Origin of the sequence: Agrobacterium sp. MS2 (genome assembly GCF_003261015.1) — a bacterium.
GTDB lineage: Bacteria > Pseudomonadota > Alphaproteobacteria > Rhizobiales > Rhizobiaceae > Agrobacterium > Agrobacterium pusense.
The window spans coordinates 131,259-147,168 of the sequence record NZ_QLNF01000014.1 but is presented as its reverse complement, the minus strand read 5'-3'; the positions used below and the strand labels follow the sequence as shown (position 1 = coordinate 147,168).

Sequence of the window (15,910 nt, the reverse complement as noted above, 5' to 3'; positions counted from 1 at the left end):
TGCTCAAGAATATGATGGCAGAACGCGTTCGATACAAGGCCTTTTCCCGCCGAAAAGACACCGTATGCGCGAAAAGCGCTCACGTTTTGGCGATCATTACAAAGAATTAATCGTTAAAGTTAAGCGGCGCACAACCGATGATCATTCACCAGCCTGTCTGAGAACGGGCGCTGCCTTCTGCCCGAGAATCCGCCAGGTGCCGATGAGGCCGATGCCCACAGTCATCACAAGGGCGACGACAAGGGTTCCGATTGCCACATCCGGCAGGAAGCTGGAGGGTAGCTTCATGATGCGGGCGATCACGAACCATGCGGAGACACCGCCGGCGAAAAGCGCGAAGACGGCGGTGGCGAGACCGAGGATCATGTATTCATAGGAGAAGGCGCGTATGAGCAGGCTTCGCGTGCCGCCCAGCGTTTTCAAGATGACGGCGTCATGCGTACGGGCGCGATTGCCGGCCGCAAGCGCGCCGGCGAGAACCAGGACGGACGCAATGAGCGCAACGGCTGCGGCGGCGCGGATCGCGGTCGCGAGCTGGCCGACAAGCCGGTTGACGACGTCGAGCGCATCCTTCACGCGGACGCTGGTGATCGTGGGATAAGTATTGGTGACAGCGCGCAATATGCGGCCTTCGTCGGCCGCAGTTGCGGAAGGATCGGCAAGTGTTGCCAGCCAGGCATGGGGCGCGCCGCGGAAAGTATTGGGCGAAAACACCATGACGAAGTTGATCGACAGGGATTCCCATTCGACATTGCGCAGATTGGCGATCTTCGCCGTGATGCTGCGGCCAAGCACGTTGACGGTAACGCTGTCGCCAATCTTCAGGCCCAGATCACCCGCCTCTTTCGCTGCGAAGGAGACCAGTGGTTCGCCGCTATAATCCGGTGCCCACCAGGCGCCCTCCGTCAGCTTGGCATTTTCGGGAATGTTTTCGGAATAGGTGATGCCGCGGTCACCACGCAGCACCCATCGCCCGGACGAGGGTACGTCCATTTTCGTCACGTCTTCTCCGTTGAGGGCGAGGATGCGGCCGCGCAGCATCGGCACTTCCGTTAGGGTGCCCTGCGGCGCCTCCTGTTTGAGAAGATCGCGGAAGCCTTGCACTTCGCTGCCCTGAATGTCGACGAAGAAGAAATTCGGCGCCTTCTCCGGCAGGCTGTCCGTTAGTTCGCGGCGCAGGTTGCCGTCGATCAGCGTCAGCGTCACGAGGAGGGTCAGGCCGAGGCCGAGAGAAAGAACCACCGAGGGGGTGAGTGCGCCCGGTCGGTGAATATTGCCGATCGCCAGTCTCAGCGCAGCCGAATGAACGCGCGGAGTGCGCTTGGCGATGGCCTTTACCCCGGAGGCGACCAGCCGCAGCACTACAAAGGCAAAGGCAATGGCCGCGAGGAAGACCGAGGCTATGAAACGGTCTTCCGCCGAGAAGACAGCAAGGGCCGCAAGCGCCGCCAGAAGCACACCGGTCGCGGTCAGATAAGGCCAGGACGGCCAGCTTCCCTCCTCGAAACCCTGTTCGCGGAAGAGCGCCGTAGCCGGCACCTCGCGTGCCTGACCGAGTGGTACGATGGCGAAGGCGAGTGTCGTCAGGAGGCCGAACAGGGCGGCGAGACCGAGCGCGCCTGGATAAAAGGCAAGTTCTTCCGGCACTGGCAGCACGCCCTCCAGAAACCGCATGGCGATGAGTGGCGCAACGGCACCGACCATAAGCCCGATGACAATGCCGACGGCCGCTATGAAGGCGATCTGGAAGAGATAGGTCATGGTGACCACGGAGGCCGGCGCACCCAGGCATTTCAGCGAGGCGATGGTGGTGCGCTTGGAATCCAGAAATGCGCGAACGGCATTGGCGACGCCGACACCGCCGACGATCAGGGCAGTGAGGCCAACCAGCGTCAGAAACTGCGAGAACCGGTTGACGTTTTCGGTGAGCGACGGGGCAGCCCGGTCGCTGGTGCGGATCGACCAGCCGGCATCGGGAAACGCCTTGTTGGCTGCATCGGTCATTGTCGCCCGTGCTGCAGGATCGTTCAGCTTGATCTTGTAAGCGTGTTCGACGAGACTGCCCGTCTGAACGAGACCAGAGGCGAAAAGGGCGTCGCGGCTGACCATCAGTCGAGGAGCAAAACCGAAACCATCAGATAGGGCATCCGGCTCATCGATCACGGTGCCGTTCAGTTTCAACGTCACATTACCGAGCAGAATCTCATCGCCGACCTTGATTCCGAGCCGTTCCAGTAAAAGCGGCGCGGCAATCGCGCCATAGGTGTCGCCATTTCCGGCCAGAAGCTCGCTCAGCGCCCGGTTCGGCTCGGCCACGAACGTTCCATAGAGCGGGTAGGAGCCGTCAATGGCCTTTACTTCCGTCAGGGTCTGTTCTGAGCCATTCGCGAGGCGCGCCATGGAGCGTAGACCGGTGGAAACCGCGACGGTGCCGAGACTATCGAGGTAAGCGCGCTCTTCTGCCGTCACTTCCCTGTTGCGCAGCTCAAAACGCACGTCGCCTGCCAGTATGGACTGCCCCTCCGTGGCGATGGCGCTGGTGACCGCGCGCGAGACGGAATTGACGGCGGCGATGGCGCCGGTTCCAAGCGCGATGCAGGCGAGGAAGATGTAAAAGCCCCGCAGGCCGCCGCGAATTTCGCGCCGCGCGAGCCTTGCTGCGTTTCTGACATTTGCAAAAGACGGAAGAAAGATTCCGGTCATGCGGATACCGCCCGAGCCATCTGTGAGCGGGCGCTGTCGCCCTCGATTTCGCCGGAGCGAACCTTGATCTGCCGTGAGCATCGGGCCGCCAGCGAGGGATCATGGGTAACGAGGATCATCGTCATGCCGCGCTCGGCCTGTTTGGCAAACAGAAGATCGGCGATCTGTTTGCCCGTGTCGGTATCGAGGTTGCCGGTCGGTTCATCGGCTATCAATACGGCTGGTGACGGGGCGAGTGCGCGGGCGATGGCCACACGCTGCTGCTCGCCGCCGGAGAGCTGGCCGGGATAATGATTGAGGCGCTCGCCGAGACCGACAGCGACCAGTTCACGCTCGGCGATTTCGAACGGGTTCGGAACGTTTGCCAGTTCCAGCGGCACTGCGACATTTTCCAGTGCGGTCATATTGGCGATGAGGTGGAAGGACTGAAAAACGATGCCAATGTTGCGGCCGCGGAAATCCGCGAGGGCGTCCTCACCGAGCTCGTGCAGCGGCGTATCCGCAATGATGATTTCGCCGCTGTCGAGCCTCTCGAGCCCGGCAAGCACCATCAGAAGTGTCGACTTTCCCGATCCGGAGGGGCCGACGATGCCAACCGCCTCGCTCTCTCTGATTGAGAGATCGATGTTCTTGAGAACGTGGACGGAGGCGGCGGCATTGCCGAGCGTGAGGTCGGCTTTCTTCAGCTCTATGATGCTTTTCGTCACAATTCTCGTTCCTATATAGGGTGATGAAAACGGTCTGGCGGTCGATGCGGTCAGTATTTCAGGCAATGGGAACCAAGTTAGGAAAGCCGTGATGAGATTTAAAGCTGCCCTGTTTCACTTCATCGTCATTTTCGCCACCGCCCTTTCCGCCACTGCTGGCTTCGCCCAGGAGCGGACATTGCAGCTGGTTGGCCTCGGCGACAGCCTGATGGCCGGTTATCAGCTTCCCCCGACTGACAGCTATACCGCACAGCTTGAAGCTGCATTAAAGGCCAGGGGTATCAATGTCGCCATCGCCAACGCAGGTGTGTCCGGTGACACTTCCTCAGGCGGTCTGGCGCGGGCGGAATGGTCTGTTCCCGATGGCACTGACGGCGTCATTCTGGAACTGGGCGCCAACGACGCCCTGCGGGGAATTCCGCCGGAACAGACCGAAAAGAACCTCGACACCATCATTTTCGGTTTTCAGAAGCGCAACATAGCCGTGTTGCTGGTCGGTATTATGGCGCCGCCAAATATGGGCGATGATTATGCAAAGCGCTTCAATCCGATATTCCCGAAGCTTGCGGAAAAATACAACCTGCCGCTTTATCCCTTCTTTCTGGATGGCGTGGTGACGGATGATGCGCTGAAGCTGGACGACAAGATGCACCCCAATACCAAGGGGGTGGCAGTGATGGTCGAAAAATCTTTGCCGGCTGTTGAAAGCTTCATCAAGACAATCGGTGCGCAAAAAAAATAAGCACTTGCGCCCGTCTGCATTGCGTGATTCGCTATGCTTGTTCTGCCAAGAGATTCGGGGAGCTCGCCATGCCGAGACTGTTTACCGCCCTCGAAATTCCGCGCAATGCGGCGATGAGCCTCTCATTGTTGCGCGGTGGTCTGCCGGGAGCCCGGTGGATCGATGTGGAGAATTATCACATAACCCTGCGTTTTATCGGTGACATCGACGGTCGTACCGCCGATGAGGTCGTTGACAGGCTGGACCGGATAGACCGGCCGGAATTCCAGCTCAACCTCACCGGAATGGGCTCCTTCGGCTCCAAGAAGCCGCATTCCATCTGGGCTGGCGTTTCTCCCTCGCCCGAAATGCATGCGCTGCAGGCGGAAATCGAGAGAATCTGCCAAAGGATCGGTCTCCCGCCCGATCCGCGCAAGTTCATGCCCCACGTCACGCTGGCGCGGTTGCGCTCCTCCCGCGTGGACGATGTGGTGCAGTATCTTTCCGGACGCGGCAACTTCCGCACCTCACCCTTTACGGTCGGGCGCTTTGTGCTGATGTCGTCGAAGGAATCGGTGGGTGGCGGGCCCTATATCGTCGAAGAGGTGTTTCCGCTTCACGAGGCGCGGTCCAGCTCGATCTTTTCGAGCAGCGATCTGCATCCCGCTAAAAGCATGTTGTAAACTGTGAGGAATCCGTCCTCGGCCCCGTAATAGGGATCGGGGACGTTCTCGCGATGCCCGGCGGCATATTCCATGAAAAGATGGATTTTGTGGCGGTGCCTTTCGGAGCTCAATCGCAGCAGGTTCGCCAGATTGTTTTCGTCCATGGCGAATACCAGATCGAAGGTCTCGAAATCCGCCGCAGTGACCTGTCTCGCCCGTTGAAGTGAAATATCGATACCGTGCCGGCGCGCCATGGCGATGGATCGCGGATCGGGCGCGTCACCTCTGTGCCATCCGCCGGTGCCGGCGGAATCGACGGTAAGCTGATGAAGCGCTGCGCTGTCGGCAAGGTTCCTCAAAATCCCTTCGGCCAACGGTGAGCGGCAGATATTGCCCATGCAGACGAAGAGAATAGCTGTATGTTTCATGGAATATGCGTCGATCCGGTCGTTGAAGCGTTAATGGGTTTAAAGCGGAGGCAAATTCATGAAATATCCCAGACTCGAGCCCGATGCCATCCGGCAGGCCCTGCAGAAACTGGAGGGTTGGTCCCTGCGCGAAGACGGGGCGGCGATCGTCCGTTCCTTCAAGTTTTCCAGCTTTGCGGAAGCCTTCGGTTTCATGGCTGAATCCGCACTCGTCGCAGAGCGGCTCAATCATCATCCCGAATGGTCCAACGTCTATTCGCGGGTCAAGGTATGCCTCACGACCCATGATTCGCAGGGTGTGACGGAGCGCGATTTTCTTCTGGCCGAGGCCATGCAGAAGGCCGCTGCCGGCCGAGGCAATTGAACGCTCCACCTTAAATCCCATATAATAGCCGTGACCGGAGGACCGTCGATCATGGATGATGTGAAAATCGGTGAAATTCTTCTGCCGGGTGAAACCGACAGGCAGCGTGAGCGCGAAGAGGTTGTTCGGACCAGGTTCTGGCCGAAGCTGAAACGTGTCATGTCGAAAGTGCCGTTTGCCCGCGATGCGGCCGCTGCCTATTACTGCGCGATCGATCGCGACACGCCGCTGCGCGCCAAGGGTATCATCCTCGCTGCGCTGGCTTATTTCATCATGCCTTTCGATGCCGTGCCGGACATGCTGGCTGTCGTCGGTTTTACTGATGACATAGCCGTCATTACCGCAGCGCTCGCGATGATCCGCGCCAATATCAAGATGGAACATTACGACGCGGCGGACGCCATGTTGAAGCGGCAGCAGGAAGCCGGGTAACGCCTCTGTGATCTGCCCGTTCGGGCGCGCCCGACGGGCGACAAATTCTTGCCTGAATTTATGTGTCATACACACGGAGGAAGGGTGTCGCACGCCCTTCTCCTCAGGGCGTCGGGAGTCGCCAATCTGTAACACTGCAAGACGTTTCCGGCATTTTATGCATGTTGTTGACGGTTTGGTAACCGCTTCCCGACCACAATGAGAAAAGACGATCCGCACCTGAACGTGGCCGATCCAGACTCTGGGCTCGCCGATGCTTCGGGCCAATGGAAGACAATAACCCGGCAGGAAATTCTATGTTTGTAAGAAGTGTAGCAACCGCAGCGGCCATTTTGCTGACCAGCGTCGGCGTAGCATCTGCACAGTCGCCCACGCGCATCCAGCAGTTCAATGCTTGGGGTGCCTATTCGTACAAATCGGGCAACAGCACCGTCTGCTACGTTCTTTCCATTCCCACCGCCAAGGAACCGGCGAGCGTCGACCACGGCGATATATTCTTCATCGTCTCCCAGCGCCCGGGCCAGAACATCTCCTACGAGCCGCAGGCCATGGTAGGTTATCCGCTGAAGCAGGGTTCGAAGGTCAATGTGACGATCGACAACAAGAATTTCGTCATGTTCACCAAGGACAAGGCCGCCTGGGTTGAAAACGCTGCGGAAGAACCGGCTCTCGTGGCTGCCATGAAGGGCGGCAAGTCCATGACCGTCAAGGCAGTTTCTGGCCGTGGTACCGCGACCTCCTATTCCTATTCGCTGTCGGGTATTTCGGCTGCTCTCAAGCAGATCGAGAGCTGCAAGTAACGCTGACCCTTCATCGCGTTTGACAATGGCCGGTCCTCGACCGGCCATTTGCGTTTTTGCCAGTTTGATGCTAAAGGCGCGGCAATATTGACAGGCGGATGCGCGAAAAGTGCTCCGCCTTTGATTTTCTCGACATGCAGACGATTTTCCGCCTCCCCGACAGGCCGGTCGTGCGACGCATGGAACGATGGGATAACGTGATGTCCGTAATGCAAGCTCCTGCCGGTCTGGCAGTCAAAACCCCGCTGATCGCCAATAGCGATCTCATGTCCGGCAAGCCGTCGCTGATCGGCATGACCCGTGAGGAGATGGGTGAGGCGCTCGCGGAAATCGGTGTGCCGCAAAAGCAGGTGAAGATGCGCGTCAGCCAGTTGTGGAACTGGCTTTATGTGCGCGGCGTTTCCGATTTCGACAATATGACCAATGTCGCCAAGGAGCTTCGCGAGAAGCTGAAGGCGGCCTTCACCATCGCTCGACCTGAAATCGTCGAGGAGCAGATCTCCAATGACGGCACCCGCAAATGGCTGATGCGTTTTCCGCCGCGGGGCGCTGGTCGTCCCGTCGAGATCGAAACGGTTTATATTCCGGAAGAAGGGCGCGGCACGCTGTGCATTTCGAGCCAGGTGGGCTGTTCGCTGACCTGTTCTTTCTGTCACACCGGCACGCAGCGTCTGGTGCGCAACCTGACGGCCGAGGAAATTCTCTCGCAGCTGTTGCTGGCGCGTGATCGGCTCGGTGATTTTCCCGATGGTTCGACGCCGGTTGGCGCTTATGTGCCGAGCGAAGGCCGCAAGGTTTCCAACATCGTGATGATGGGCATGGGCGAGCCGCTCTACAATTTCGAGAATGTTAAGACCGCGCTTCTGATCGCCACCGATGGCGATGGCCTGTCGCTTTCCAAGCGCCGCGTCACACTCTCCACCTCGGGTGTGGTGCCGGAAATCTTCCGCACCGGCGATGAGATCGGCGTCATGCTGGCGATTTCGCTGCATGCGGTGCGTGATGAGTTGCGCGACATGCTGGTGCCCATCAACAAGAAATATCCGCTGAAGGAACTGATCGAAGCCTGCCGCAGATATCCGGGCCTCTCCAACGCCCGGCGCATCACCTTCGAATATGTGATGCTCAAGGACGTCAATGACAGCCTGGAAGACGCCAAGATGCTGGTGCAGCTTCTGAAGGGGGTTCCGGCCAAGATCAACCTCATTCCGTTCAACCCGTGGCCGGGCACGAATTACCAGTGCTCGGACTGGGCGCAGATCGAGAAGTTTGCCGATTTCATCAATCAGGCAGGTTATGCCTCGCCGATCCGCACGCCGCGCGGCCGCGATATCCTAGCGGCCTGTGGCCAGCTGAAGTCGGAATCCGAGCGCATGCGCAAGACCGAAAGGCTGGCTTTCGAGGCGATGATGATCGCCAACCACGGCGCAGACGACTGAATAAGCCGGTTTTGCCTCATAAAGCTGGGTTTCCGGCGGTTCTCCGATTGATTTCGGCCTGTCTTGTTCCTAAGAAGACGAAAACAGGGAACCAACAGGAGGATATCCATGCGCGCATTGATTCTGGCTCTCGCCGCTGCGAGCGCCATCGTTCTGCCGGCGAAGGCTGAAACCGTCACCGTTGCCGTGACCGCCATCGTCGAACATCCGGCACTCGATGCCGCCCGCGATGGCGTGAAGGCTGCCCTTGCCGAAGCGGGCTACAAGGAAGGTGAGAACCTCAAGTTCCTTTACGAATCCGCGCAGGGCAATCCCGGCACCGCAGCACAGATCGCGCGCCAGTTCGTTGGCGAGGCGCCTGCTGTCATCGTGCCGATTTCCACGCCGTCCGCCCAGGCCGTCGTTGCCGCCACGCGCGACATTCCGGTTGTCTTCACGGCGGTTTCCGATCCGGTCGGCGCACAGCTCGTCAAGGATATGCAGAAGCCGGGCCGTAACGTCACCGGCCTTTCCGACATGTTGCCGGTCGGCGAACATCTGGCGCTCATCAAGGAAATCTCGCCGAACGCCAAGTCCATCGGCTTCATCTACAATTCGGCCGAGGCAAACTCCGTTTCGACACTCGCCCTCTTGAAGACCGAGGCCGAGAAGGCGGGTCTCAAGGTCGTTGAATCCGTCGCCACCAAGTCGGCTGAGGTGCAGGGTGCGACCCGTGCGCTGGTCGGCAAGGCCGACGTGATCTACGTTCCGACTGACAACACCATCGTTTCGGCTTTCGAGGCTGCTGCCGGTGTTGCGTCTGAAGCCAATATCCCGCTTTATGCCGCCGATACGGATTCCGTTGCTCGCGGTGCGGTTGCTGCCCTCGGCTTCAACTATTTCGACGTTGGCAAGCAGACCGGTGCCGTCGTTGTCCGCATCCTCAAGGGTGAAAAGCCGGGCGATATTCCGGCAACCGTTGCTGTTGGCACCGATCTCGTGATCAACAAGAAGGCCGCTGAAAAAGCAGGCGTCACCTTCCCCGAAAGCGTTACGAAGCGCGCTACCAAGGTCATCGACTGAACTGAAACCTGACTGAATAACGGGCGGCGGCAAACTCGCCGCCCGTTTTACGTGGCACGAGACGGTGCCCGTATCCGCCCGATGGCGGCAATAACAAGGACATTACCGTGAGCCAAATCGCCTTCTGGGGTGCCGTGGAGCTGGGACTGGTCTTCGCTTTCGTGGCGATCGGCGTTTACCTCGCTTTCCGGGTGCTTGATTTTCCTGACCTGACCGTGGACGGTTCGTTTCCGCTTGGCGCTGCCGTGGCAGCCGTGCTGATCATCGCCGGTCTGAATGCCTGGGTCGCGACGGCGATTGCGATGGTGGCCGGTGCGGCTGCCGGCATCGTGACCGCCACACTCAATGTGCGTTTCAAGATTCTGAACCTGCTTGCCTCGATCCTGACGATGATCGCACTGTTTTCGGTCAACCTGCGCGTGATGGGAAAGCCGAATGTCGCGCTGCTCAATCAGGACACGATGATATCGCCGTTTTACGGCCTCGGCCTTTCTGAATATCTGGTGCGGCCGCTCTTCGTCGGCGCTTTGGTGCTGATTGCTGTCATTCTCGTCTGGCGTTTCCTTGAAAGCGATGCGGGTCTTGCCATGCGCGCGACGGGTGCCAATGCGCGGATGGCGCGGGCGCAGGGCGTGAAGACCGGTAGCCAGATCTATCTTGGCATGGCGCTTTCAAATGCGCTTGTGGCTCTTGGTGGTGCGCTGTTTGCCCAGACCAATGGTTTTGCGGATGTGACTTCCGGTGTCGGCACCATTGTTGTCGGGCTTGCGGCCGTCATCATCGGTGAAACCCTGTTTGGCGCGCGCGGCATCCTGATCGCGCTGATCGGCTGTGTCTTCGGCTCCATCGCCTATCGTCTCGCCATCCAGCTTGCTCTGTCGAGTGATGTGTTGGGTCTCAAGGCGTCCGATCTCAATTTCGTAACGGCGGTACTGGTGGCCATCGCATTGATCCTGCCCCGACTGCGCCGTGGGGGAGCAACATCGTGATTTCGCTTTCCGACATCCAGGTCGTCTTCGGGCGCGGCACGCCACTGCAGAAGCAGGCGCTGTCCAAGATAGACCTCACCATTGAGGATGGTTCGTTCGTTACGGTCATCGGTTCCAATGGTGCGGGCAAATCGACACTTCTCGGTGTTCTGGCCGGCGATGTGCTGCCTACGGCAGGCAGGGTGATGATCGGTGGCGCCGATGTTACCCGCAAGCCGACCGCCAGCCGGGCGGGGCGGGTGGCACGCGTGTTTCAGGACCCGCTGGCGGGCAGTTGCGGCGCGCTTACCATCGAGGAAAACCTCGCGCTGGCGGCATCACGTGGTGAACGTCGCGGTCTTTTGCCTGCGCTCGGACGTGGCCGGCGGGATTTTTTCAAGGAGCGTATCGCTTCGCTCAATCTCGGTCTGGAAAATCGTCTGAAGGACCGCATGGACCTTCTGTCGGGTGGCCAGAGGCAGGCGGTCTCTCTCGTCATGGCGACACTGTCAGGCTCGGACGTGCTTCTATTGGACGAACATACGGCAGCGCTCGATCCCGGCATGGCGGAATTCGTGATGGAATTGACCCGCAAGGTGGTATCGGAGCGCAAGCTGACGACGCTGATGGTCACCCATTCCATGCGTCAGGCGCTGGACTATGGCACGCGCACGATCATGCTGCATGCCGGTGAGATCGTGCTCGACGTTTCCGGTGACAGCCGCAAGGATCTTGAGGTGGAGGATCTGATCGACATGTTCCGCAAGATACGCGGCCAGAAGCTCGATGACGATGAGTTGCTGATTGGTTGATTCTAAAAAAGGCGCCGTAAGGCGCCTTTTGTTTGCCGTCAGCGGGCCTGCGTGAAGAAAATCTTCACGGCGAAAAGCGAAAAGACGCCGGCGATCGTATAATCCAGTCCGCGCAGAATCTTCCGGTTGCGTTGCAGCCAGGCGGAGAGAACATCTGCGGCGATCACGATGCCGATGCCGATCGGCAGTGCGACGATGATTGACCAGATGCCGAGGAAAATCAGCTTGCCGGTCACATGCGGATCGGATGCGCTGACGAATTGCGGCAGGAAGGTCATGAAGAAGATGATGATCTTCGGGTTCAGCAGGTTGACCCAGATGCCGTTCAGCAGGGCGGATTTGAGGGATGCCTGCGCTTTTTCGCCGGTGCCTTTGACCATCACGAAATCCGAGCCCTTGCGGATCGCCTGAATGGCGAGCCAGACAAGATAAGCGGCTCCGCCGGTCTTCAGGATCATGAAAGCCGTCGGCGAGGCGACGATGAGGGCGGCGACACCGAAGGCGACCAGCATCGTGTGCACGGTGATGCCGATATTGGTTCCTACCAGGGTCATGAAGCCCGCCGCCCGGCCTTCGCGCAGGGAGCGGCTGATCCAGAGCGTCATGTCCGGACCCGGCGTTACCGCCAGGAGAAGGATGGCGATGGTGAAGGCGATCAGTGTTGGCAGGCTTGGAACGAAATCCATCGCGGCACCCGTAAAGCTGGAGACGGCCGTTGTTTAACGTGATTGCGGATTTCTGCCAATGTTTTTGAGTGGCGGCCCTAGCGCAGTGGTGGATTAAGCAGGGCGGGGCACCGCAATTTTCAGATCGCGGCGGCCCCTAGGCGTCAGTTCTTGAGGAAGCTGGTGAAGGCGGCGGAATATTCCGTGTGCCAGCGCGAGAGCGGCGGGCGGTTCTGGACGATATCATAAGCCGCCCAGAGAATGCGTTTCTCGTCCGTCGGGCGGTCAACCTCGCCATCCGGGCAGAGAATGTAGAAATCGCCCCGGCCGATGCTTTCGAGCATGAACTCGATGGTCTGTTCGCCGGTCCAGGCGCCTTCCGGTTTTTCCGTTCTGCCGTGGGCTGTAAGGCCTGTGAAGACGAAGCCGGGGATGAGGAGATGCGCGGAAACTCTACCATTTGGAACATTGCGCAACTCGTGTTGAAGCGCTTCCGTGAAGGTTTTGACGCCCGATTTCGAGACATTGTAGGCGGGATCGCCGGGAGGCGTGGTGATGCCCTGTTTCGAGCCGGTGTTGATGATGAGTGCCGGCTCACCATGTGCGATCATGCCCTGACCGAAGACACGGCTGCCATTCACAACGCCCATCAGATTGACGCTGATAATCTTTTCCCAGTTGGCCTGGGGACCGAAAATGGCGCTGCCAGGCTGGATGCCGGCATTGTTCATGAGGACGTGAACGCGCCCGAAACGCTGAATTACGGCGCGTTCCAGCGCCTCCAGCTCATCGAGTTTCGAGACGTCGGTCGGGATCGCAACGATTTGCGCCTCGCCGTCCCGGGCAAGTGCCAGAACGTCCGCATGTGCGGCGGCAAGTTTCTCGCCATCGAGATCGACGAGCACGACACTCATGCCGAAACCGGCGAATTTGCGGGCGGCGGCGAGTCCGATGCCAGAGGCCGCACCTGTTATGACGGCGACATTATCTTCCTTGAATGCGGGGTGGATGGTCGTCATAGGTTTCTCCTTCGCGTCGTTTCTGCTGTTTCCAGCGGTTTGCAACGTTGCCTGAACCTGAGTGGCTTCATTCACGGTTTTCAAGTCGATCGCGCCGCTTCATCATAAAGCGCGAATTTTCTAAATGCATGTGACAACGGCTTCGTTCCCCTCGGTGTAGCTGTCGTCACGTGCATCACGCGTGTCCATCAATTGTTTTGTCGCTTATCTCACGGAAAAGCGCTTCACACATTTCGGGTTGCACTGTAAAAGTGCCGAAATCCCAAGGAAATGGCGGTGTCCCGATGCCGTCATCATGCAGATGGACATCACTATGGCACTCCCGAAAGACGTTAAGAAAGTCGTTCTCGCCTATTCCGGCGGCCTCGACACCTCGATCATTCTGAAATGGCTTCAGACGGAACTCGGCGCTGAGGTCGTTACCTTCACCGCCGATCTCGGCCAGGGCGAAGAGCTTGAGCCGGCACGCAAGAAGGCCGAGATGCTGGGCATCAAGGAAATTTTCATCGAGGACGTCCGTGAAGAGTTCGTGCGCGATTTCGTGTTTCCGATGTTCCGCGCCAACGCCGTCTACGAAGGCGTCTATCTGCTCGGCACCTCCATTGCCCGGCCGCTGATTTCCAAGCACCTGATCGAAATCGCCAGGAAGACCGGCGCCGACGCCATCGCCCATGGTGCGACCGGCAAAGGCAACGACCAGGTCCGTTTCGAGCTTTCGGCCTATGCACTGAACCCTGACATCAAGATCATCGCCCCGTGGCGCGACTGGACGTTCAAGAGCCGTACCGACCTCCTGAACTTTGCCGAACAGCACCAGATTCCGGTTGCCAAGGACAAGAAGGGCGAAGCGCCGTTCTCCGTCGACGCCAACCTGCTGCACTCCTCTTCCGAGGGCAAGGTTCTGGAAGACCCGGCGGTGGAAGCTCCTGAGTATGTGCATATGCGCACGATCTCCCCGGAAGCCGCTCCCGACAAGGCAACCGTCATCAAGGTTGGTTTCCGAAAGGGTGATGCCTGCTCGATCAATGGTGTCGAGATGTCGCCTGCAACGCTTCTTGCCACGCTCAACAATTATGGCCGCGAAAACGGCATCGGCCGTCTCGATCTGGTCGAGAATCGCTTCGTCGGCATGAAGTCGCGCGGCGTTTACGAAACGCCCGGCGGTACCATCCTTCTTGCCGCGCATCGCGCCATCGAGTCCATCACGCTCGACCGGGGTGCTGCGCATCTGAAGGACGAGCTGATGCCGCGCTACGCCGAGTTGATCTATTACGGCTTCTGGTTCTCGCCGGAGCGCGAAATGCTGCAGGCCCTGATCGACAAGAGCCAGGAGCATGTGGAAGGCGAAGTCACGCTGAAGCTCTATAAGGGCAACGTCATGGTAACCGGCCGCGAGAGTGCCAAGTCGCTCTACTCCGACGCGCTGGTGACCTTTGAGGACGACCACGGCGCTTATGACCAGAAGGATGCGGCAGGCTTCATCAAGCTCAATGCGCTGCGTCTTCGCACGTTGGCAAAGCGCAATCTCAGCAAGTAATTCTGTTCTTGAAAAAATAACGAAACCCGCTGGTGGTGACACCGGCGGGTTTTTCATGTCGCTCTTCTGGAGACGATGCGGAAGCCGATGTAGCTGGCAACGGCCGTGAATTCCATCATGGGAATGATGACGCCGAAGCCGGTCAAAGGTGAACCGATGAGGGAGGCTGCAGCGCCGCCGGCGAAGCCCGATCCCATCTGGATAAATCCCATCATGGCCGATGCCGAACCGGCGATATGCGGGAAGGGCGCAAGCGCTGCTGTCACCATCGAAGGGGTCAGCAGGGCGATGCCGACAGTCGCGACTGCAACGGGCCCCATGATCGAAAGGAACGATGGCGGCATCAGGAAAACTGACAATAAAATAAGGAGGCCGCCGGTTCCGGAAAAACAGAGGCCGATCACGACCGAGCGCCGGTCACCCAGTCGGGGCGCGATGTAACGCAGGGCAATCGAGCCGAAGAAGTAGGCGCCTGTCTGCATCAGCATGCCGATGCCGAAGGCGGTGGGTGTCATGCCGACCTCGTTGATAAGGATGAAAGTCAGCATGGTGGCCTGCGCATAAAGCGCGCCGATGGAACCACCAAGCACCAATGCAGCCAGAAGGAAACGTGGCGCGCTGAGCAGTGCGCCGTAGGCCGACAGGAGCCGCCTGGGCCGGATCAGGCTCCTGTCCGGAACCGTTGTTTCCCGCAAAAAAATCACGACGGATAAAATGGCGATGGCTCCGAGGCCGACCATCAGAAAAAACACGGATTTCCAGCCGAAAGCCGCGAGTGAAAGTCCACCGATCGTCGGTCCGAGGGCAGGACCGACCGCCAGCATGATACCAATGAGATTCATGATGCTGGAGGCTTCGGCGCCGGTAAACTGGTCGCGCACCACGGCACGCGCCACCGTCATACCGACGGAAGCGCCGATGCCCTGAACCAGCCGGGCGAAAAGCAGCACTTCGATCGTCGGCGCGGAAATGGCCACCAGGCCGCCGCCCAGAAAGATCAGGAGGAAGACGATGCTTGCCTTTCGCCGACCGAAGGCATCCGATGCCGGCCCGGCGAGCAGTTGCGCCAGCGCGAACCCGGCAAAATAGAGGGACAGGCTGAGCTTGACGGCGGACTGGTCAGTGGCAAAAACCCGCGTCAGTTCCGGCATGGCGGGTGTGTAAATCGCCATGGATATGGGCGCAAGCGCCGTCAAAAACGCACCAAGCATCGCCGTGCGTTTCGTGGACATGATCGGTTTTGGCGACATGGTGATCAGCCGTTCTGCCCCGGTTGTTCCGGCTGCAGATTGTCACGAAGGGTTTGCAGAAAGTGGCGGAACAGCGCCACCTCCTCGTCATTCAGGCCCTGGGTAGCGTGGCGGACGAGTTCATCTATTTCCTGCCGGACGGCTTCCAGCATGTCGGCTGAGGATTTGGTCAGCACAATACGCTTGGAGCGTCTGTCCTGCGGGTCCTGCTGCCGCTCGATGAGATCGAGGGACTGCAACTTATCAAGATAGGCGCAGATCGTCATGGGTTCTATTCCGAGGCGAGCGGCGATGTCCGACTGTTTGCTGCCGTCAACGACAGCGACCGTCAGCAGCGC

Annotated in this window: 17 protein-coding genes; 10 read left to right on the top strand and 7 right to left on the bottom strand. The window is 59.2% G+C overall.

Annotated elements, in window-relative coordinates; translation table 11 throughout:
• Positions 1–141: 141 nt before the first annotated feature.
• Together DOU54_RS08795 and DOU54_RS08790 are read right to left on the bottom strand one after the other, a co-directional pair.
• Positions 142–2,703, bottom strand: coding sequence for an ABC transporter permease (locus DOU54_RS08795; RefSeq protein ID WP_113382024.1), 2,562 nt, complete (start codon positions 2,701–2,703; stop codon positions 142–144).
• The gene (locus tag DOU54_RS08790) at positions 2,700–3,410 is read right to left on the bottom strand and encodes an ABC transporter ATP-binding protein (RefSeq protein ID WP_037090183.1); all 711 of its coding nucleotides are present in this window, start codon (positions 3,408–3,410) and stop codon (positions 2,700–2,702) included. The genes DOU54_RS08795 and DOU54_RS08790 overlap by 4 nt, the downstream gene beginning before the upstream one ends.
• Before the next feature lie 91 nt (positions 3,411–3,501).
• On the opposite strand from DOU54_RS08790, the gene DOU54_RS08785 reads away from it, so the two are divergent.
• Positions 3,502–4,152, top strand: a complete 651-nt coding sequence (locus tag DOU54_RS08785; RefSeq protein ID WP_113382025.1) for an arylesterase — start codon at positions 3,502–3,504, stop codon at positions 4,150–4,152.
• A 68-nt stretch (positions 4,153–4,220) separates the two neighbouring features.
• Entirely contained in the window at positions 4,221–4,814 is a 594-nt protein-coding gene (gene thpR / locus DOU54_RS08780) for an RNA 2',3'-cyclic phosphodiesterase (RefSeq protein WP_004443895.1), read from the top strand.
• Here the strand turns inward: thpR and DOU54_RS08775 are convergent.
• Entirely contained in the window at positions 4,748–5,224 is a 477-nt protein-coding gene (locus DOU54_RS08775) for a low molecular weight protein-tyrosine-phosphatase (RefSeq protein WP_113382026.1), read from the bottom strand. The two genes, thpR and DOU54_RS08775, sit on opposite strands and share 67 nt — an antisense overlap.
• A gap of 58 nt (positions 5,225–5,282) precedes the next feature.
• Here DOU54_RS08775 and DOU54_RS08770 point away from each other — a divergent pair, with 58 nt between their 5' ends.
• The 7 genes from DOU54_RS08770 (at position 5,283) to DOU54_RS08740 (ending at position 11,101) form a co-directional block, all read left to right on the top strand.
• A complete protein-coding gene (locus tag DOU54_RS08770; protein ID WP_004443891.1) occupies positions 5,283–5,588 on the top strand; it encodes a 4a-hydroxytetrahydrobiopterin dehydratase in 306 nt (101 codons plus the stop codon).
• 51 nt (positions 5,589–5,639) lie between these two features.
• On the top strand, positions 5,640–6,020 hold the full coding sequence (locus DOU54_RS08765; RefSeq protein ID WP_004443888.1) for a YkvA family protein: 381 nt from the start codon (positions 5,640–5,642) through the stop codon (positions 6,018–6,020).
• A gap of 296 nt (positions 6,021–6,316) precedes the next feature.
• Positions 6,317–6,820, top strand: coding sequence for an invasion associated locus B family protein (locus DOU54_RS08760; RefSeq protein WP_003523183.1), 504 nt, complete (start codon positions 6,317–6,319; stop codon positions 6,818–6,820).
• 266 nt (positions 6,821–7,086) lie between these two features.
• Positions 7,087–8,259 carry a dual-specificity RNA methyltransferase RlmN gene (gene rlmN, locus DOU54_RS08755; RefSeq protein ID WP_113382089.1) on the top strand — a complete coding sequence of 391 codons (1,173 nt, stop codon included), beginning with the start codon at positions 7,087–7,089 and terminating at the stop codon, positions 8,257–8,259.
• Positions 8,260–8,367: 108 nt separating this feature from the next.
• The gene (locus DOU54_RS08750) at positions 8,368–9,321 is read left to right on the top strand and encodes an ABC transporter substrate-binding protein (RefSeq protein WP_113382027.1); all 954 of its coding nucleotides are present in this window, start codon (positions 8,368–8,370) and stop codon (positions 9,319–9,321) included.
• 107 nt (positions 9,322–9,428) lie between these two features.
• Entirely contained in the window at positions 9,429–10,310 is an 882-nt protein-coding gene (locus tag DOU54_RS08745) for an ABC transporter permease (RefSeq protein ID WP_004443879.1), read from the top strand.
• Positions 10,307–11,101 (top strand): ABC transporter ATP-binding protein, encoded by a 795-nt coding sequence (locus DOU54_RS08740; RefSeq protein ID WP_022556955.1) that lies wholly within the window; start codon positions 10,307–10,309, stop codon positions 11,099–11,101. Before DOU54_RS08745 ends, DOU54_RS08740 begins: the two co-directional genes overlap by 4 nt.
• A 38-nt stretch (positions 11,102–11,139) precedes the next feature.
• On the opposite strand, the gene DOU54_RS08735 is transcribed toward DOU54_RS08740, so the two are convergent.
• Positions 11,140–11,787, bottom strand: a complete 648-nt coding sequence (locus tag DOU54_RS08735; protein ID WP_004443874.1) for a LysE family translocator — start codon at positions 11,785–11,787, stop codon at positions 11,140–11,142.
• Positions 11,788–11,930: 143 nt separating this feature from the next.
• Positions 11,931–12,785, bottom strand: a complete 855-nt coding sequence (locus tag DOU54_RS08730; RefSeq protein WP_004443871.1) for an SDR family NAD(P)-dependent oxidoreductase — start codon at positions 12,783–12,785, stop codon at positions 11,931–11,933.
• A gap of 313 nt (positions 12,786–13,098) precedes the next feature.
• Between DOU54_RS08730 and DOU54_RS08725 the strand changes: the two genes are divergently transcribed.
• Positions 13,099–14,322 carry an argininosuccinate synthase gene (locus DOU54_RS08725; protein ID WP_004443869.1) on the top strand — a complete coding sequence of 408 codons (1,224 nt, stop codon included), beginning with the start codon at positions 13,099–13,101 and terminating at the stop codon, positions 14,320–14,322.
• Positions 14,323–14,375: 53 nt separating this feature from the next.
• Here DOU54_RS08725 and DOU54_RS08720 read toward each other — a convergent pair whose 3' ends face one another.
• Positions 14,376–15,572 (bottom strand): multidrug effflux MFS transporter, encoded by a 1,197-nt coding sequence (locus tag DOU54_RS08720; protein WP_022556953.1) that lies wholly within the window; start codon positions 15,570–15,572, stop codon positions 14,376–14,378.
• Positions 15,573–15,577: 5 nt separating this feature from the next.
• A partial coding sequence (locus tag DOU54_RS08715) for a MarR family winged helix-turn-helix transcriptional regulator (RefSeq protein ID WP_286079876.1) occupies positions 15,578–15,910 on the bottom strand: 333 nt, incomplete at its 5' end.